Origin of the sequence: Moraxella caprae DSM 19149, from assembly GCF_000426885.1 — a bacterium.
In the GTDB taxonomy this organism is placed as follows: domain Bacteria; phylum Pseudomonadota; class Gammaproteobacteria; order Pseudomonadales; family Moraxellaceae; genus Moraxella; species Moraxella caprae.
Genome location: NZ_AUGF01000007.1, coordinates 1 through 18,718 on the forward strand (window position 1 = coordinate 1; position 18,718 = coordinate 18,718).

Consider the following 18,718-nt stretch of genomic DNA (forward strand, 5'->3'; position numbering starts at 1 on the left):
TCGCTCATACAGATAATCATAGGGATAATCTTCTACATCTTTGAGTAATGCCTCATCATCTATCTTTCTAGGCTTTACTTCTTTGGTGGGTTTAATCTCTATGTTTTGTTGCCAGTTTTGTAAGGTACGAGTAGAGACATTAAGTAAAGAAGCTACCTTGCGATAAGACATGCCTTTGTCATTGATGAGTGCCAGAGCTTTTTTACGAAAGTCTAAGGAGTAGGTCATGGTATTTAAAGTTCTATTTAATGGATGTTAGGGTATTGTAGCATATTTGGGGTTTTTGGGGTGTAACGGTTGAATATGGCGAAAAAAATGGTATACTAGACAGAAATGGTGCTGGCAAATCTACCTTGGTGCGTATTTTGGGTGGTGCAGAACCACCAAGTTCGGGCAAAATTATCAGAAAGATGAAAATGTCTTGGCCTTTGGTGGGGCGTTTCAGGGTAGTTTGACGGGTGCGGACAATGTGCGTTTTGTGTCTCGTGTCTATGATGTGGATTATAAAACAGCCCTAGTCTTTGTAGAATCTTTTGCAGAGCTTGGTAAATATTTGTATGAACCTGTGCGGGTGTATTCGTCAGGTATGCGAGCCAAACTTGCCTTTGCCATTTCAATGGCGATTGATTTTGATTGCTATTTGATTGACGAAGTAACATCGGTGGGCGATGCGACCTTTAAGAGAAAATGCCAAGAGGAGCTTTTTGAGGAAAGAGCGGACAGGGCATTGGTAATGGTGTCTCATGAGCTAAACAATATCAAACAACACTGTGATAAAGTGGCGATTTTGCAAGCGGGCGAATTAACAGTGTATGAAGATATGGATGAAGCTTTTGAGATTTATAAGAAGTTGTAGAATTTGATTAATTCGGATGGGCTTATGTCGTCAGCAAGAAATTTAATTGTATTTGGTACTCGCCCAGAGGCCATTAAAATGGCACCTTTGGTCGAAGGGTTTAAAAACAGCGGTTTGGATTATAGGGTGTGTGTTACAGCGCAACACCGACAAATGCTAGATCAAGTGCTTGAATTATTTGAAATTGTACCAGATTACGATTTGGATATTATGAGTAGCAAGCAAACACTCTCAACTGTTACCTCGTCTATTTTAGAAAAAATCCAGCCTGTTATAGATGATTATCATCCGACCACAATTTTTGTACATGGCGATACAGCGACAACTTTGGCAACTGCATTGGCAGCCTATTATAATCAAATTGATATCGCTCATATTGAAGCAGGGTTGCGCACTCACAACATTTACTCTCCTTGGCCAGAAGAGGGTAATCGCAAGTTAACGGGTGCATTAACAAAATACCATTTCGCCCCAACAAGTAGTACAAAGGCTAATTTATTGGCAGAGGGTGTAAATGCAGATGGTATTTATGTTACTGGCAATACGGTTATCGATGCATTATTTTTGGCTTGTAAAAAAATAGATGACAGCTCATCTTTGCAAGAAAAATATGAGCAAGAATTTAGTTACTTAAAAGATAAAAAAATTGTTCTCATTACTGGACATCGTAGAGAGAATTTTGGTGAAGGTTTTGAGAATATTTGTGTCGCCATTGCTGAATTGGCTAAGCTATTCTCTGATATACAATTCGTTTACCCCGTCCATTTAAATCCAAATGTGAGAGAACCAGTTAATCGCTGGCTAAAAGATAAAGAAAATGTGCATTTGATTGAGCCTTTAGATTATTTATCGTTTGTTTATTTGATGCGACAGTCTTATCTAATTTTAACTGATTCTGGTGGTATTCAAGAAGAAGCACCTTCACTGGGCAAACCTGTTCTTGTGATGCGAGATACAACCGAGCGCCCAGAAGCAGTAGAAGCTGGTACAGTAAAATTGGTCGGTACATCTAAGCAAAGCATTGTAGATAATGTTAAGTTGCTCATTAATGACACTGCAACCTATCAGCAAATGTCTGAGGCTCATAATCCTTATGGGGATGGTACAGCAGTTGAACAAATCTTAGCAGTATTTAAATAAATTAGAGAATTTTATATGTTAAATTTTAATACAATTTCGGTAATTGGACTTGGCTATATTGGACTACCAACGGCTGCCGCCTTTGCTCAGCATGGCTTAAATGTGATAGGTATTGATGTCAATAAAAAGGCGGTAGATACCATTAATCGAGGCAATATTCATATTGTGGAGCCTGATTTGGATGTGGTGGTTAAAAAATGTGTGAATGAAGGCAAATTAAGAGCAACATTAACACCAGAGCCTGCCGATGCATTTTTGATTGCTGTGCCAACACCGTTTAAAGGTGATGATTATGAGCCGGATTTAAGTTATATTGAATCTGCCAGTAAAGCCATTGCACCTGTGCTAAAAAAAGGTGATTTGGTCATTTTGGAATCGACCTCACCAGTTGGAGCAACCGAACAAATGGCAGAATGGCTAGCAGAGGCTCGTCCAGATTTAACTTTCCCACAACAAAATGGTGAGCAATCTGATATTCGTATTGCTCATTGTCCCGAGCGTGTTTTGCCAGGTCAAGTAATGCGTGAATTGATTGAAAATGACCGCATTATTGGCGGTATGACTCAAAAATGCTCAGATGCTGCGACGGCTTTGTATAAAGTTTTTGTTAAAGGTGATTGTATTGTTACCAATGCACGCACCGCAGAGATGTGTAAATTAACAGAAAATTCTTTTCGTGATGTGAACATTGCTTTTGCTAATGAATTATCGATTATCTGTGACAAACTCAACATCAATGTTTGGGAGCTGATTTCTCTTGCTAATCGTCATCCACGAGTGAACATTTTACGGCCAGGCTGTGGTGTTGGTGGGCATTGTATTGCGGTAGATCCTTGGTTTATCGTGAACAAAACCCCTGATTTGGCGAAATTGATTCATACTGCACGATTGGTAAATGATAACAAGCCTGATTGGGTTATTGGTAAGGTTAACGAGGCGGTCATTGAAGTGTTACAAAAAACTGGTAAATCCATTAATGAAATTAAGATTGCTTGTTTAGGCTTGGCGTTTAAGCCAGATATTGATGATTTGCGTGAAAGCCCTGCTTTAAAAATTACTGAAAAATTGGCAGAGAAATACCCGAATCAAATTTTGGCAGTTGAGCCGAATGTGGAAGAACTACCAGCTAAATTGACAGAACAAAATATTAGCTTGGTTTCTTTGGATGGTGCCTTAAGTATTGCTGATGTGTTGGTAGTTTTGGTAGATCATAGGGAATTTAAGTTGATGCAATTTACTGGAAATCAGTTAATAGTGGATACGAAGGGTATTAAACAATAGTGGTGTATAAAAACATGAAAAGAGTATTTGATAAGTTAAAGAATAGCACTATATTAATTGGAGAGAAAGCTAATAGATTGCCTGCTTTTAAAAAAGCTTATAATTATTATAGGCAAGGAAAGCAGTTTCTTGATATTTACCATCAATTTAGGGCGGAAGATGCTTTAATAGTACATGCAAATACAATTTTGAATGTACAAGATCTTGGTGGTATAAAAAACAAAATGGTAGTATTTGTTAATGTGCATTCTGGTGAATATAATCTTGTTTTAAAACACAGGAGTGGCGCTCTTCATAAAAATAGAAAGTTAGTTTGGGCATCTTTTGAGATGTTTGGTGTAGCAGTTAGTCCCCATATTTCAAAAAAGTTAGGGTTGAATATGGGAAAGGATGGTATGTTTAGTTATGTTGGGGGTGGTAGGGCTCAGAATGGTTTTTATCATAGTAGTACATCTCTCGTTATTTATAAAAATACACCTTTTTTAGTGGTTAAGTTTCATACTACATATAAGGATAATCTAGAGATTCAAGAAATTGGATTGTTTGATAAAAATTATCGTGAAAAGTCTAAAAATATCAGCGATCAAAAAAGCCAAGAACCAATAGGGTTTGTTGTCGATCAAAAAAAAATTCATGATAAAATATGGCAACTTTTTGATTATAACACATATATTATTTACGCAAATATTTCACCGAATGTAGCGGATGGATCTTCTATTTGGATGTCTTCAATGGTGGATATTATAGCAACAAATCATAAGGTTATTCTTGTTTTGAAGGAAAATTTGCGTAGTGATATTATCGTATCGAATATTGTAAACAAGCATAATCTAACAATCATTCAGCCGTCTGACTATTCAGATAGTGTTGAAATTAATGAACAGCAAGCCTTGGACGTTATTCGTAATATTGACTTTATGCATCCTTATTTAAGAGGTGTGCTAGTTAGGGGTATTGTTGCGGCCAATGAATTAGTTTCTGATCGTATATTCAAATACCGCACTATCTCCTACCTTACAGATTTTTATGAAATGAAGGAGGGGGTGGTTTTTATTTCTGATACCCAACAAAAGTTAGTAAAAAATATTGCCTTACATTCTCATTTGATGTTAATACAAACAATAGAAATAAAAAAACAGGTATTTTCTTTATTAGGGTATGAACATAGTAATTTTGCCTATCTACCCCCTTCATTGCCCGATGCTATTTTTGATAAGACACTAAAGGTGGTGCATAAAAGTACTGATGCAGAAATAAAAATTGGCTATGCAGGAAAAATTATGCCTAATTGGGGTATGGAGGAGCTTCTATCTTGGGTTGTTAACTTCAATAGAAAAAATGATAGAAAAATTAAACTTTTTATTGCGGCTAATAAAATTTCAGCAAAAGGGGAAGAGAGAAAACCTTTTGTTGCAAAAATCAAAAAATTATTGGCAGAAGCTAAGGCTGAGCATTATACCACCTTAAATCGAGAGCAGTGCATTAATTTACTAAAAGATATGGATTATGTTTGGGCTTTTCGACCAGGATACTTTGAGGACTTTACATTGGAATTGTCTACAAAGTTGCTTGAAGCGATTGCTATGAATCAAAAGGTGATTTGTTATCCAAGTAAAATTCATATAAATGAATTAGGTAGCGATTATCCTTTTTATGTAAAAGATGAAAGTGATTTTTGTGAGGTAATCTCATCCAAAAGATCCTTTGATTCAACCCACTTGATTAATAATTTGAGAGATAAACATGCGGTAAGCAATGTGGCGAAACGACTTAGTGTTTATTCACCCTTTAATTTGATGCATGATGTAGAAAATATAGGTTTAATTTGTTTTTCGGGACATGATTTTAAATTTATCGATCCATACATTTCCTATTTGAAGTCTAGAGGATTTAAAGTTATCCGTGATATTTGGGAGTGGGGGATAGCGACAGATTTAGAGACCTCAAAAAACAATTACAAAAAATCCAGTGTGATTTTTTGTGAGTGGGGATTAGCTAATGCTGTTTATTTTTCCAATAACAATATTGAGAATAAGCCCCTATATATTCGTGTGCATTTGCAAGAAATTAATGAACGTGCTAAGAAATTTGGTAAACAAATTAATTTTGGTGCTGTAACAAAAGTTATTTTTGTTTCCAATAGTGTACGAGAGGAGTATATTAGGTTGTTCTCTTTGCCTAGAGAAAAAACCATTGTTATCCCTAATTTCGTGTTAGATGATGAGTATGGTTTTTCTGGGGGTAAAAAAGCTAGAGCAAAAGTTGTTACGCTAGGCATGGTTGGAATTGTTCCGCAAAGAAAGCGTTTTGATAGAGCTGTTAATTTGCTATTGGCTCTCAATGAAAAAGGCATTGATGCTGAACTGCACATAAAAGGGCATAGACCTGAGAATCTAGAATTTATGAAAGGAGCAAGCCGAATAAAAGAGCTGGATTATTATTATGATGTTTATAATCAGATAAAAGAAAAAGGGTTGGAATCAAAGGTTATATTTAGTGAGTGGGGTAATGATGTTGCTCTATGGTATAAAGATATTGATTTCATTTTATCGCCTAGTGATTTTGAATCGTTTCATTATGCATTGGCTGATGGTGTGTTGTCTGGCTCTATCCCAGTGGTATGGAATTGGAGCGAGGCATCAGAGATATACCAAGATTCTTGGATTGTATCATCAGATGAGCAGGCAGTTGAATATGTTATGAAGCATATTGGTAGAAATAATGAAAAATTGATTTCTAAAAATAGGAGCTTTATAATCAAAAGATATGGTAAAGATACCGTATTTCATTCTTTAACTAAGGAGATTTTTGGTTGAGTTTAAGTATGAATTTAATAAATATATCGTATTTATGTACGACTTTTTCAAGCTCAGTTAGTGATTGGGAAAAAAAAGGGGGGGTAGGCTACTTGCTTGATGGCTCAATGTCCAGCCATCGTTATAGTGCCCACACTTTGGAAGAGGAAGGGTCATTTGTTCAAGTTGATCTACCATATATTAGTTATGTGGATAGTGTAGAGGTTGTGCTAAGAGATATTTATCTTGATAAGGTTGTCCCCCTAAACTTAAGTGTTTTGCATCAAGAGAGTTGGATTTTTGTAGATCAATTCTCAAAAACCAAAAAAATCAGTATAGGAGCAACAATTTCAGCTATTCGGATTTCTAGAGAGCGTAGAGGATGTATTGTCCTTTCCTCTGTTAATATATATACAGATAGGTTGTCTTTTAATTCGCTAATAAATAATATATCAGAGAATAATCAAAAAGGTTTGGTGTGTGTGTATGCTCCTTTTTATGGTTTGGGAGGGCGTCTTTCCGTTATTGCTACTGCATTGGGGCTTATTGGAAGTCAAAATAGTATAAAAGAAGCTGTGGTGGATGAATTGACCTCCAAAGTTATTGATTACCCAAAAAAAATAAATCAATCTAAATTTGGCAATCATTATAAGATATTAAAATCTGGTTTTGCTGAACATTTGGTAAATCATATTTTTGGTCATAATACATATCAATCAGAAAAAAACATTTCGCACTATGATACAAGTGATTATTTGCCCAAACAAGCTCAAAAGGCCATTTTGGTTACAAGAGATAATATGAGATATTACCAAAATAAGGGTGAGCAATCTGAAGAGGTATCAAGAAGGCTTTATTCACGTATTATTCCAAGTTATTCGGTTATGGAGCGCTTATCTAGGTTAGAAGATAAGTTTGAGCTTTCAAATAAGTATCAGAAAGCACTTGCTGTACATGTGCGACATGGGAATGGAGAAAGATATTACTCCTCCGTTCGTAACCTGTGGGGAGTCAAACCACCATCGGGACAAAAAATATATTCCGCAATAAAAAGATGTATTGATGATAATGGAGATATTGAGTATATTTTGTTATCATCTGATTGTGTAAGGGTTGCTGAATTTATTCAGAGTAGTTTTCCTGAAAAGTCTATTATTTTTTTATCTGAATTTGTACAAGATGTTGGTTTGGGTTGTAATCACAATAATTATCTTTTTGATAAAACGCTTCTGCATTACAGAAGAGATGTCGCTGTGGATCTTAATGATGAAATAGCCTTTTCAGAAATATTGGCATTGTCAAAATGTATCGCTTTATGTGGTGGTGAGTCTTATTTTTTTGAGGCGGTTAAAGCTTTTGGTGTCTGCGACTTGAATAAAATATACTTCTTGGATAATAAAGATAGATATGTAAGAGTTGACAAAGAGTTCCAAGAAATATCAAAAGTAGATGTGATTTTGAATATATTTAATGAATTGGATGTAAAAACAGATGGGGTGTTTATTGCTATTTATGGTGAAAAATATCATCTATCATATTTTGATGATATGTTGTTTGTTGGAACTAAGGAAGAGATAATAAACAACATCAATATTATCAAAAATAAATTAATTGAGCTAAGACTTTATTGAAATGAGGATTTTTTATGAAAAAAGCCCTAATCACAGGTATCACAGGTCAAGACGGTAGTTATCTAGCCGAATTCTTGCTTGAAAAAGGTTATGAAGTTCACGGCATCAAACGCCGTGCCTCCCTGTTTAATACAGGACGGATTGACCATATTTATGAAGACCCGCACATTGAAAATGCTCGTTTCAAATTGCATTATGGCGATTTGACCGACACTTCTAATTTAACACGCATTTTGGCAGAAGTTCAGCCTGATGAAGTGTACAATTTGGGTGCTCAAAGTCATGTGGCGGTCAGTTTTGAATCGCCAGAATATACCGCCGATGTGGATGCGATTGGTACACTTCGCCTACTTGAAGCCATTCGCTTTTTGGGTCTTGAAAAGAAAACTCGCTTTTATCAAGCCTCTACTTCTGAACTGTATGGGTTGGTACAAGAAATTCCCCAAAAAGAAACCACGCCATTTTATCCTCGCTCGCCTTATGCGGTGGCAAAATTGTACGCCTATTGGATTACGGTTAATTACCGTGAGGCTTATGGAATGTACGCCTGCAACGGCATTTTGTTTAACCATGAATCGCCAAGACGAGGCGAGACTTTTGTAACACGTAAAATCACGCGTGGACTTGCCAACATCGCACAGGGCTTAGAATCTTGTCTATATATGGGTAATATGGACGCACTTCGCGATTGGGGACACGCCAAAGACTATGTGCGAATGCAGTGGATGATGCTCCAACAAGACAAACCAGAGGATTTTGTCATTGCCACAGGCGTACAGTACAGCGTGCGTGAGTTTATCACTTGGTCAGCCGAAGAGCTTGGCATTACATTGCGTTTTGAGGGGGTTGGCGTTGATGAAGTAGGCATCGTAGAAAGCATTTCAGGCGAAAATGCTCCCGCTGTCAAGGTGGGTGATGTGATTGTCAAAATTGACCCACGCTACTTCCGTCCTGCCGAAGTGGAAACCCTACTTGGCGACCCAACAAAAGCCAAAGAAAAACTCGGTTGGACACCAGAAATCACCGTACAAGAAATGTGTCGTGAGATGGTGCAAGAGGATTTAAAAGTTGCCAAACGCCACGCCTTATTAAAACAGCACGGTTATCACACCCCTGTTTCTGTTGAATAACCGTTAATAAAGGAAATTCTATGAAAATTTTATTAACGGGTGGCTCTGGTATGGTGGGGCGTAATGTGCAAGATTATGTCAAAAATTTTTCACAATATCAATTATTAGCACCTAGCAGTTCCGAATTAAATTTGCTCGATAAGAATGCTGTTGATGACTATCTTGCAGACATTCAGCCTGATGTTGTGATTCATTCGGCAGGTATTGTTGGTGGTATTCAAGCCAATATTGAAAATCCTGTAAAGTTTTTGCACGAAAATACTTTAATGGGGCAAAATATTGTCTTGGGAACATATCAAGCAGGTATTAAAAAGCTGATTAATTTGGGTAGTTCCTGTATGTATCCAAGAAATGCTCAAAATCCCTTAATTGAGGAAAGTATTTTAACAGGCGAATTAGAGCCAACCAACGAAGGCTACGCATTGGCAAAAATCGTTACCGCCAAATTGTGTGAATATATCAGTAGAACCAATACTGATTGTGAATACAAAACGCTCATTCCGTGTAATTTGTATGGTAAATATGATAAGTTTGACCCCATTAAATCACATATGATTCCTTCTGCATTGTTAAAAGTTCACCATGCAAAAATGAATGGCGTAGATAATGTGCAGATTTGGGGGGACGGTACTGTTCGTCGAGAGTTTATGTATGCTGAGGATTTGGCTGATGCCATATTCTTTGCTTTGGAGAATTTGTCCAAATTACCCAATATGACCAATGTGGGTTTGGGATACGATTATTCTATCAATGACTATTATGAACAAATTGCAAAAGTGGTTGGTTATCAAGGAAAATTTGTACACGATTTATCAAAACCTGTTGGTATGAAACAAAAACTTGTCAATACTGATAAATTGCAACAATTGGGTTGGAAAAATCAATTTTCCTTAGAACAAGGTTTAAATGAAACTTATCAACATTTTTTAACTTTAAAAATTTAATGGGGTATTATAATATGGTCGCTTATTCATTGGCCAGTAGCACTTGGGACGAAAAAGAATTGCAAGCAATTCAAAAAGTCATTGATTCTGATATGTATTCTATGGGGCAATTTGTTGCTCAATATGAAAAAGATTTTGCTCAGTTTTTTGGGTCAAAATATGCTGTTATGGTTAGTTCCGGCTCAACCGCCAATCTATTAATGATTGCAGCATTATTTTTTAGAAAAAACAATCCTTTAAAGCGTGGCGATGAAATTATCGTTCCTGCGGTTTCTTGGTCAACCACCTATTTCCCATTACAACAATATGGCTTAAAGGTTAAATTTGTGGATATTGATTTAAATACTTTAAATATGGATTTGAATCAATTGGAAAATGCCATTACGGATAAAACGCGAGCCATTTTAACAGTAAACTTGCTGGGCAACCCTAATGATTTTGCCAAAATCCAATCATTGATTGGCGAAAAAGATATTATCCTATTGGAGGATAATTGTGAATCAATGGGGGCGACCTTTAACCAAAAATACGCAGGTACTTTTGGGTTAATGGGAACTTTTAGTTCATTCTTTTCTCACCATATCGCCACAATGGAGGGCGGTTGCGTTGTAACCAATGATGAAGAATTATATCATATTTTACTTTGTATTCGGGCTCACGGTTGGACAAGAAATCTACCAAAACACAATCACATCACGGGCGTAAAATCAGATAATCCTTTTGAAGAGTCTTTTAAATTTGTTTTACCTGGTTATAATGTTCGTCCATTAGAGATGAGTGGTGCGATTGGTATTGAACAATTGAAAAAATTGCCTAAATTTTTAGAGCAACGCAAAATCAATGCTGAGTATTTTAAATCAAAGTTTGCCAATCACCCCAATTTTATCATTCAACAAGAAATTGGTGAAAGCAGCTGGTTTGGTTTTTCGTTGATTATTCGCCCCGATGCAAACATTACTCGCAGTCAAGTGGTGAAAATACTGGCAAAAAATGAAATTGAATGCCGTCCGATTGTTACGGGTAATTTCCTAAAAAATCACGATGTTTTAAAATACTTTGATTATGAAATTTCAGGCTCTGTCAATAATGCTGACTATCTGGATTCTCATGGTTTGTTTGTGGGTAATCACCAAATCGATTTAACAAGAGAATTAGACTTGTTAGCAAAAGTTTTAAAATAGTGCATCAACAATGTTTTTAAACCAAGAGACTTTTTGCACTATTATTGATAACACGCCCTTGATTTCCATAGACCTAATCGTCAAAAATCATCAAGGGCAAGTGTTACTCGGCAAACGCAATAATCCCCCCGCCAAAAACTTTTGGTTTGTGGTGGGTGGGCGTATCCGCAAAAATGAAAAAATTGCTGATGCATTTATCCGATTAACTCATCAAGAATTGGGGCAATCATTTTCATTAAATAAAGCAAGGTTTATCGCTCCTTATCAGCATTTTTATGATGACAGCATACTTGGTGATGACATTGCTACCCATTATGTTGTACTGGCATATGAACTGGTGGTAGATGATTTAAATGATTTGCCCATAGAACAACACAGTGATTATCGGTGGTTTGATATTGATGAACTCATGATAGATATAGAAGTTCATCAATACACCAAAGATTATTTTAAGGAATAAAAAATGCTCCAACCCATCATCATCGCAGGTGGTACAGGCTCTCGCCTTTGGCCATTATCCAGAGAATTGTTTCCCAAGCAATTTCATAAATTGCACGGCGATTTAACAATGCTCCAGACAACCATTTTGCGTTTAGAGGGGCTAGACTGTGCCAAGCCGATTGTGATTTGTAATGAAAATCATCGCTTTTTGGTAGCAGAACAGCTACGCCAGATTGGTTATTTAGACCATAATATCATCTTAGAGCCTGTGGGTAAAAATACTGCTCCCGCGATTGCTCTTACCTCTTTTTATGCCACTCAAAATGGTAAAAACCCTAATCTGTTAGTATTACCTGCTGACCATATTATTTTGGATAAGGTGGCATTTCAAACATCGGTCAAAAATGCCATTAGCCATATTGAAAATAACCAACTTGTTACTTTTGGTATTGTGCCAAATGCCCCAGAAACAGGCTACGGCTATATCCAATGTGGCGAGAAGTTGGGCGATAATGGCTTTTTGATCAGTCAATTTGTAGAAAAGCCAGATTTACAAACCGCCCAAAACTACCTATCAAGTGGTGATTATTTGTGGAATAGTGGAATGTTTGCCTTTAGGGCTCAAACTTATCTAAACGAACTACAAAAACATCGCCCAGACATTCATGAGGTTTGTGAAAAATCCATTCAAAACACCAATGACGATTTGGATTTTGTGCGGATTGATAATGAGATTTTTGCCACTTGTCCTGAGGACTCCATTGATTATGCAGTGATGGAAAAAACCACTGACGCTGTTGTTGTGCCGATGAATGCAGGGTGGAATGATGTGGGGGCGTGGTCGTCTTTATGGGAGGTGTCTGACAAAGACGAGCAAGGAAATGCCAAGATTGGCGATGTTTTAGCGATTGACAGTCATAATAATTATCTCTTTGCTGAAACAGGGCTGGTGGCAACGGTGGGTGTCAGCGATGCCATTGTGGTGCAAACCAAAGATGCGGTACTCGTTACTAATAGGGATAATGCCCAAAATGTCAAATCACTTGTGCAAGCACTAGGGCGACAAAACCGCAAAGAAATTGAATTACACCGTGAAGTGTATCGCCCTTGGGGCAAATACGATTCCATAGACAATGGCACTCGTTATCAGGTCAAACGCATTACTGTCAAAGCTGGCGAAAAACTGTCCGTGCAAATGCACCACCACCGTGCCGAGCATTGGATTGTGGTATCAGGCACAGCAAAGGTGGGTATTGATGACAAAGAAGTGTTATTGACCGAAAATGAGTCCATTTATATCCCATTGGGAGCTGTGCATTATCTGGAAAACCCCGGCAAAATCCCCCTTGAACTCATTGAAGTGCAAGTCGGTAGCTATCTTGGCGAGGACGATATTGTGAGATTTGAGGATAGGTATGGGAGGGTTGTAGTTTAACTACAAAGATAGACATATATAGTACCTGCAAGATTGTATTGTAATCTTTATTGTAGACTGAAATATTGATTATTCTTACACACCATAAGGAAAAATAGAAATTGAGGAGGGGCTCTGATATGAAGGTTTATATAGTTAGTGATAGTTTAACTTTTCAATCTATGAGATTGGAGCAAATTGAGATTCAACAAACTTGGTATATTTTGCAAAAAAAAACAATTCTATTTGTAGAATCCGCTTGGCACGGTTACAAAGACCGATGGAAATATAAGATTGCCTCCTATCCTGACCATCCTGAACGAACCAATGAAAAATTAGTGCATTTGGTTGAGAAAGCTAAAAAGAAAGGCATTCCCACTGTTTTTTGGAACAAGGAGGATTCTATTCATTTTGACCGCTTTATTGATTCAGCTAAACATTTCGATCATATCTTTACTGTTGATGCTAATTGCATAGAGAAATATCGTGCAATTGTACCCACTTCAACAACAGTTGATGCGGCAATGTTTCCTATTCAGCCACGAATTCATCATTTTCAAGGGTTTAATTTTCAAAAAAACGAGGCGAATTTTGTTGGCAGTTTTAGTAAACATATTCATGATAAGCGTCGTGAACGCCAAGAGATGTTATTTTCATCAGCATTAAAGGCAGGTTTACCAGTTACGATTTTTGATCGCAATTCAGATAGAAAATCGCATAATTATCGTTATCCAGAACAAGAATTTGGATTAAAAGTGATGTCAGCCTTGGATTATGTGGATACAGCAGACATCTATCGTAATTTTTTGGTTTCCCTGAATGTCAATACTATTGAAAATTCTCCCACAATGTTTTCAAGGCGTGTGGTAGAGATTTTGGCCTGTGGTGGGATTTTGGTATCCACTCCTAGTTTGGCGATGAGTGAGTTATTTTCTGAATATTGTCATATTGTGCAGAGTGAAGAGGAGGCAGTGGAGTTATTTCAACGATTAAAGCATGGTCCCTCAAAATTAGATTTGGAAAGAACAAAAGCGGGTTCTGATTATATTTTACAAAACTTTACTTGGCAACAATTTTTGGATAAGATTAAAAAAGTTGTTGGTTATAGCTAGCATTTTGCGATAAATCTATTTTAAGGTGTAAAAAAATATGAAAAAAATCACCCACGCCATCATTCCCACCGCAGGCTTTGGCACTCGTATGCTCCCCTTGTCTAAGGCGGTGCCAAAAGAACTGTTACCACTTGGCAATCGCCCTGCCATTGCCTATGTGATTGACGAAGCCATCAAAGCAGGGATTAAAACCATTGTCCTTGTCAATCACGCCCAAAAGTCCGCCATTGAAAATTATTTTGATATAAATAGCGAGCTTGACACGCAATTACGCTCAAAAGGCAAAGACAAATTGGCGGACAGCCTAAACTTTTTGCCCGATGATGTGCGGATTATCAGTGTTCGTCAAGGCAAACCTTTGGGGCTTGGACACGCTGTCTTGCAGGGGCGAGCGGTGGTGGGCGACAACCCCTTTGCCGTGCTGCTGCCCGATGTGGTGCTAGATCCTTATGAAACGGACTATGCCACGCAAAATTTGGCGTTTATGATGAATGAGTTTGCCAAAACTGGGCGTAGTCAAATCTTGGTTGACCCTGTGGCGGTATCGGACATTGACAAATATGGCATTGCCAAGTTAGAAAATGCCCAAACGCTAGAAAAATCAAACGAAAATAAAGTATTGCCTGTAACAGGTTTTGTGGAAAAACCAAAGCCCGAAAATGCTCCGTCCAATTTGGCGGTGGTGGGTCGCTATGTCTTTGACAATGCCATTTTTGATTACCTTGCCAAAACCGCTCCTAGCGTGGGCGGAGAGATTCAGCTGACCGATGCCATTGATGCTTTGATTGGCACACAGGGCGTGGATGTGGTTACGATGACAGGGGGGAGTTTTGACGCTGGTGATATGGGTAGCTATATGCGTGCGTTTATGTATTTTGCCCAAAGGCAACTATCTGAAAAATAAGGAATTTTTATGACAAATTCCACTTGGCAAACCCTAAGCACCCTTGCCCAAAGCGTCCCAGATTTAACCACCCTCTTTAAATCCGACCCCACTCGTGGCACGGCATTCACCGCTCACGCTTGTGATATTTATATAGATTATAGCAAACAGCTTGTGGATAGCAGGATTTTGGATAAGCTTATTGCCCTTGCGAATGAGTGTGATTTATCAGGCAAAATCAATAACTTACTCACAGGTCAAAAGGTAAACGACACCGAAAACCGTCCAGCCCTACACACCGCCTTACGCTCTCCCAAAGGCGAAACGCTTATCGTGGGCGGTGTTGATGTCAATGCCCAAGTTCACGCAAGTTTGCAAAAATGCGAGGCGATTACCCAGCGTATCCGCCAAAAGGTGTGGCGTGGCTACTCCGGTAAAGCGATTAGTGATGTGGTCAATATTGGCGTGGGCGGTTCTGACCTTGGACCTGTAATGGCAACCTTTGCCCTTGATGAATGGGCAGATACCGACATTCGTGTGCATTTTGTCTCCAATATGGACGGCACACAGCTAGACACCCTCCTAAAAACCCTAAACCCCCAAACCACGCTGTTTATTATCTCCTCAAAATCCTTTGGCACCTCTGACACTCTTGCCAATGCCAAAACTGCTTTGGCGTGGTTACAATCGGCTCACACCAACCTTGATGCCATTTTACGCCACCATTTTATTGGCATTTCTACCCGCCCTGATAAGATGACGGACTGGGGTATCCACGCCGATAATCAGCTTTTGCTTTGGGAGTGGGTGGGCGGACGATTTAGTATGTGGTCAGCCATTGGGCTTGCCATTGCCATAAAGATTGGAATGCATAATTTTTATGAGCTTTTGGCGGGGGCAAATCAGATGGATCGGCATTTTGCTACGGCTGAATTTGGGAAAAACTTGCCTGTGCTTTTGGGACTTATTGGCGTGTGGAATGCCACTTTTTTGGGCATTAACGCCCATTCGGTATTGCCTTATGATGGACGGCTTAAATTCTTCCCCAATTATTTAACCCAGCTTGAAATGGAGTCCAATGGCAAATCGGTTAAACGAGATGGTCAAAAGGTTGGCTATGCCACCTGTCCGATTTTGTGGGGCGACATCGGCTCCAACGCCCAGCACGCCTTTTATCAACTGCTTCATCAAGGCACGCAAAGGGTCTCGTGCGATTTTATCACGCCCATTTGCCGTTATGACAGTGGGCAAATTCACGATAAGTATTTGGAAAATCAGCATAAATTGTCTTTGGCAAATTGCCTTGCCCAAAGCCAAGTGCTTGCCTTTGGTAATGATGCCTTGCCTGATGAGTTAAAAAATAATAACGATAAGTTTAGCCAGTTTAAACAATATCGTGGCAATCAGCCCTCCACCACGCTTCTTTTGACCGCCCTGTCGCCCAAAACTTTGGGTTCGCTCATCGCTTTGTATGAACACAAAGTCTTTGTCATGAGTGTGATATGGGGCATTAACCCCTTTGACCAATGGGGCGTGGAAGTGGGCAAAGTGATGGCAGATAGTGTGTTTGGTGTGTTAAATGGTGGGGCGAGTGAGTTTGATGGTTCAACCAATGCACTACTTACTGTGATTGGAGTAAAAAAATGCACAATAAAATCAACCTCTTAGGCATTAACTTTGAAAGCATTAACACTGCTGTATTTTTGGCTAGTTTGGATTGGCAAGTGCATTTGATTGCTGATAAGAATGACATTCAAAAGACATTAGATAATTATCAATTTGACCGCCAATTATCCTTACTTTGGCAATTATACACTTCTGATAATAAAATTCTTATTAAAAATCAGATAGAAAGCTTTGAACACTATTGGTTATTTTTTGATGAAGCCAATGATTTTGATGTCAAAAATTTAACCGTCAATCCTAATAGCCAGATTATACTATCAGGTTCAAAACCTTTAAATTTTTTTGAGGATTTTGCAAGGGGTTGTCCAAGTAACTGGGTATATTATGTGCCGTTTAATTTTTTAAAGGATGGTCATAATTTTAATGCCTTTTTTCATATTGAGTTGTTACTCATTGGCGAAAAATCTTACAATAGCGTTAAGCATTCTCATATCTTGCAAAGTTTAATTAAAAACAGCAAAAAGCATCATATTGATAACATCAAAACCATAGAATTTGCTCGTGCCAGTATCAATGCAATGCTAGCGACACGCCTATCTTTTATCAATGAAATGGCACGCCTTGCTGATAGCCAAAAGATAGACATTAAAAGCATTCAAAAAATGATGGGAATGGATAGCCGAATTGGGGGCGAATATTTAAAAGCAGGGTGGGGTTTTGGTGGTAAGTCCTTGCCCAGTGAATTAAACTTTTTAATGCAAAGTTTTAATGCCAATGGCGTAGATACCGCACTTTTAAAATCGGTTTTAACGGTCAATGACGACCAAAAAGAGCTGATATTTAGAAAGTTTTGGCGATATTTTGATGGCAATATTGAGAATAAAACAGTGGTGATTTGGGGGGCAGGGTACAGAAGTGAGACAAGCAAAACCACAGGCAGTGCCATTCATCAATTATTAAAATTATGCTGGGCGTATGAGATTAAGACCTTTGTCTATGGGGTACATACTGTGCCAGAATTGACCACCCTTTATGGCGATAGTCCGTTATTTAATATCATTAATACGCCTTATGAAAATTTGGCAAATGCTCACGCCTTATTTATTTTAAATTGGTCGGATAAACAACAGATAGATTTAAATCAATTAAATGAGGTTGCACTGCCGATATTTGATGGTAAAAATATCTTGAGTGAAGATGAGATTAAACAGTATCAAGGCAACTATGTTGGTATAGGTAGAAAACAATGAAACATATCTTAGTCACAGGCGGGGCGGGCTATATTGGCTCACACACCCTAATTGAACTTGTCAAATCAGGATTTAATCCTGTGGTGTATGACAATTTATCCAATTCTAGCCCCATCGCCATTGACAGGGTGGAGCAAATTGTCGGTCAAAAAATCCCCTTTATCAAAGGCGATGTGCTTGATAAAGAATTATTAAACAAAGTCTTTAATGACCACGATTTTTTTGGTGTGATTCATTTTGCAGGGCTAAAAGCGGTGGGCGAGAGCGTGGCAAAACCGCTTAAATACTACCAAAACAACGTAACAGGCACGCTAAACCTACTAGAAGTCATGAAAGACAAAGGCGTAACCAACTTTATCTTTTCATCATCGGCAACGGTCTATGGCGACCCAGAGATTTTACCAATTACCGAGACCGCCAAACGCTCATGCACCAACCCTTATGGGCAGTCCAAGCTCACGGTGGAGTATATCCTAGAAGATTTGGCAAAATCCGTGCAGGACAGCCAAGTGTGGAATATCATCTCCCTACGTTACTTTAACCCCATTGGGGCGGATGTATCAGGGACAATCGGCGAAGACCCAAGCGACATTCCCAACAACCTTATGCCTTATATCAGCCAAGTGGCGGTGGGTAAATTAGAAAAATTATCCGTGTTTGGCAATGATTATGATACTGTTGATGGTACAGGGGTGCGTGATTATATTCATGTGGTGGATTTGGCAAAAGGTCATGTGTCGGCACTGGATTATATCGCCAAATGCGAGAGAGCTTTTGGCTTTGAGCCGATTAACCTAGGCACAGGCAACGGCACAAGCGTACTACAACTGGTCAATGCCTTTATCCACACCACAGGGCAGTCCGTGCCATACGTCATCGCCCCAAGACGGGCAGGGGACATTGCCACTTGCTACGCCAGTAGTGATAAAGCCAAAAACTTGCTTGGCTGGACGGCAGAATACGACATCGAGCGTATGTGCGTCGATACATGGCGTTGGCAAAGTCAAAATCCCAGAGGGTATCATGCCTAAACA

The 18,718-nt window shown here is 38.5% G+C and carries 17 protein-coding genes; 16 read left to right on the top strand and 1 reads right to left on the bottom strand.

The annotated features are described in order from the left end of the window. Positions 1 to 228 (bottom strand): IS630 transposase-related protein (locus tag K941_RS0102460; protein ID WP_029102361.1); only part of this gene is annotated, 228 nt, incomplete at its 3' end. Between the two features lie 92 nt (positions 229 to 320). Here K941_RS0102460 and K941_RS17475 point away from each other — a divergent pair. From K941_RS17475 to galE, 16 genes are all read left to right on the top strand, one after another. Next, the gene (locus K941_RS17475; protein ID WP_265596809.1) at positions 321 to 455 is read left to right on the top strand and encodes an ATP-binding cassette domain-containing protein; all 135 of its coding nucleotides are present in this window, start codon (positions 321 to 323) and stop codon (positions 453 to 455) included. After that, entirely contained in the window at positions 452 to 856 is a 405-nt protein-coding gene (locus K941_RS14500) for an ABC transporter ATP-binding protein (protein WP_208854348.1), read from the top strand. Before K941_RS17475 ends, K941_RS14500 begins: the two co-directional genes overlap by 4 nt. 24 nt (positions 857 to 880) lie before the next feature. Beyond that, positions 881 to 1,996, top strand: coding sequence for a non-hydrolyzing UDP-N-acetylglucosamine 2-epimerase (gene wecB, locus K941_RS0102470; RefSeq protein ID WP_036387314.1), 1,116 nt, complete (start codon positions 881 to 883; stop codon positions 1,994 to 1,996). A 15-nt stretch (positions 1,997 to 2,011) separates the two neighbouring features. After that, entirely contained in the window at positions 2,012 to 3,277 is a 1,266-nt protein-coding gene (gene wecC, locus K941_RS0102475; protein WP_029102363.1) for a UDP-N-acetyl-D-mannosamine dehydrogenase, read from the top strand. A 14-nt stretch (positions 3,278 to 3,291) separates the two neighbouring features. Then, the gene (locus K941_RS0102480) at positions 3,292 to 6,093 is read left to right on the top strand and encodes a glycosyltransferase family protein (RefSeq protein WP_029102364.1); all 2,802 of its coding nucleotides are present in this window, start codon (positions 3,292 to 3,294) and stop codon (positions 6,091 to 6,093) included. Next, complete coding sequence (locus K941_RS0102485; protein ID WP_147287543.1) at positions 6,090 to 7,703, top strand: O-fucosyltransferase family protein; 1,614 nt, start codon at positions 6,090 to 6,092, stop codon at positions 7,701 to 7,703. Before K941_RS0102480 ends, K941_RS0102485 begins: the two co-directional genes overlap by 4 nt. Positions 7,704 to 7,717: 14 nt before the next feature. After that, positions 7,718 to 8,833 carry a GDP-mannose 4,6-dehydratase gene (gmd, locus tag K941_RS0102490; RefSeq protein WP_029102366.1) on the top strand — a complete coding sequence of 372 codons (1,116 nt, stop codon included), beginning with the start codon at positions 7,718 to 7,720 and terminating at the stop codon, positions 8,831 to 8,833. 20 nt (positions 8,834 to 8,853) lie between these two features. Then, positions 8,854 to 9,777: a GDP-L-fucose synthase family protein gene (locus K941_RS0102495; protein WP_029102367.1), complete on the top strand. Its 924-nt coding sequence runs from the start codon at positions 8,854 to 8,856 to the stop codon at positions 9,775 to 9,777. A gap of 14 nt (positions 9,778 to 9,791) precedes the next feature. Beyond that, positions 9,792 to 10,958 (top strand): DegT/DnrJ/EryC1/StrS family aminotransferase, encoded by a 1,167-nt coding sequence (locus tag K941_RS0102500; RefSeq protein ID WP_029102368.1) that lies wholly within the window; start codon positions 9,792 to 9,794, stop codon positions 10,956 to 10,958. Between the two features lie 10 nt (positions 10,959 to 10,968). Beyond that, a complete protein-coding gene (locus K941_RS0102505) occupies positions 10,969 to 11,418 on the top strand; it encodes a GDP-mannose mannosyl hydrolase (protein ID WP_029102369.1) in 450 nt (149 codons plus the stop codon). Between the two features lie 3 nt (positions 11,419 to 11,421). Continuing rightward, positions 11,422 to 12,834 carry a mannose-1-phosphate guanylyltransferase/mannose-6-phosphate isomerase gene (locus tag K941_RS0102510; protein WP_029102370.1) on the top strand — a complete coding sequence of 471 codons (1,413 nt, stop codon included), beginning with the start codon at positions 11,422 to 11,424 and terminating at the stop codon, positions 12,832 to 12,834. A 119-nt stretch (positions 12,835 to 12,953) separates the two neighbouring features. Further along, positions 12,954 to 13,925, top strand: coding sequence for a CgeB family protein (locus tag K941_RS0102515; RefSeq protein ID WP_029102371.1), 972 nt, complete (start codon positions 12,954 to 12,956; stop codon positions 13,923 to 13,925). A gap of 37 nt (positions 13,926 to 13,962) precedes the next feature. Beyond that, on the top strand, positions 13,963 to 14,829 hold the full coding sequence (locus K941_RS0102520) for a UTP--glucose-1-phosphate uridylyltransferase (protein WP_029102372.1): 867 nt from the start codon (positions 13,963 to 13,965) through the stop codon (positions 14,827 to 14,829). Between the two features lie 9 nt (positions 14,830 to 14,838). Continuing rightward, positions 14,839 to 16,476 (top strand): glucose-6-phosphate isomerase, encoded by a 1,638-nt coding sequence (pgi, locus tag K941_RS0102525; RefSeq protein WP_051225816.1) that lies wholly within the window; start codon positions 14,839 to 14,841, stop codon positions 16,474 to 16,476. Next, on the top strand, positions 16,452 to 17,684 hold the full coding sequence (locus K941_RS0102530; protein ID WP_029102374.1) for a UDP-glucose/GDP-mannose dehydrogenase family protein: 1,233 nt from the start codon (positions 16,452 to 16,454) through the stop codon (positions 17,682 to 17,684). The genes pgi and K941_RS0102530 overlap by 25 nt, the downstream gene beginning before the upstream one ends. Continuing rightward, the gene (gene galE / locus K941_RS0102535) at positions 17,681 to 18,715 is read left to right on the top strand and encodes a UDP-glucose 4-epimerase GalE (RefSeq protein WP_029102375.1); all 1,035 of its coding nucleotides are present in this window, start codon (positions 17,681 to 17,683) and stop codon (positions 18,713 to 18,715) included. Before K941_RS0102530 ends, galE begins: the two co-directional genes overlap by 4 nt. The last annotated feature ends 3 nt before the right edge of the window (positions 18,716 to 18,718 follow it).

Excerpts from the sequence above, each read along its gene's own strand:
- K941_RS0102480 (WP_029102364.1), top strand. The coding sequence starts at position 3,292 with ATGAAAAGAGTATTTGATAAGTTAAAGAATAGCACTATATTAATTGGA.
- pgi (WP_051225816.1), top strand. The coding sequence starts at position 14,839 with ATGACAAATTCCACTTGGCAAACCCTAAGCACCCTTGCCCAAAGCGTC.
- K941_RS0102510 (WP_029102370.1), top strand. The coding sequence starts at position 11,422 with ATGCTCCAACCCATCATCATCGCAGGTGGTACAGGCTCTCGCCTTTGG.
- K941_RS0102520 (WP_029102372.1), top strand. The coding sequence starts at position 13,963 with ATGAAAAAAATCACCCACGCCATCATTCCCACCGCAGGCTTTGGCACT.
- K941_RS0102505 (WP_029102369.1), top strand. The coding sequence starts at position 10,969 with ATGTTTTTAAACCAAGAGACTTTTTGCACTATTATTGATAACACGCCC.
- gmd (WP_029102366.1), top strand. The coding sequence starts at position 7,718 with ATGAAAAAAGCCCTAATCACAGGTATCACAGGTCAAGACGGTAGTTAT.
- wecB (WP_036387314.1), top strand. The coding sequence starts at position 881 with ATGTCGTCAGCAAGAAATTTAATTGTATTTGGTACTCGCCCAGAGGCC.
- K941_RS0102530 (WP_029102374.1), top strand. The coding sequence starts at position 16,452 with ATGCACAATAAAATCAACCTCTTAGGCATTAACTTTGAAAGCATTAAC.
- galE (WP_029102375.1), top strand. The coding sequence starts at position 17,681 with ATGAAACATATCTTAGTCACAGGCGGGGCGGGCTATATTGGCTCACAC.
- K941_RS0102515 (WP_029102371.1), top strand. The coding sequence starts at position 12,954 with ATGAAGGTTTATATAGTTAGTGATAGTTTAACTTTTCAATCTATGAGA.
- K941_RS0102500 (WP_029102368.1), top strand. The coding sequence starts at position 9,792 with ATGGTCGCTTATTCATTGGCCAGTAGCACTTGGGACGAAAAAGAATTG.
- wecC (WP_029102363.1), top strand. The coding sequence starts at position 2,012 with ATGTTAAATTTTAATACAATTTCGGTAATTGGACTTGGCTATATTGGA.
- K941_RS0102495 (WP_029102367.1), top strand. The coding sequence starts at position 8,854 with ATGAAAATTTTATTAACGGGTGGCTCTGGTATGGTGGGGCGTAATGTG.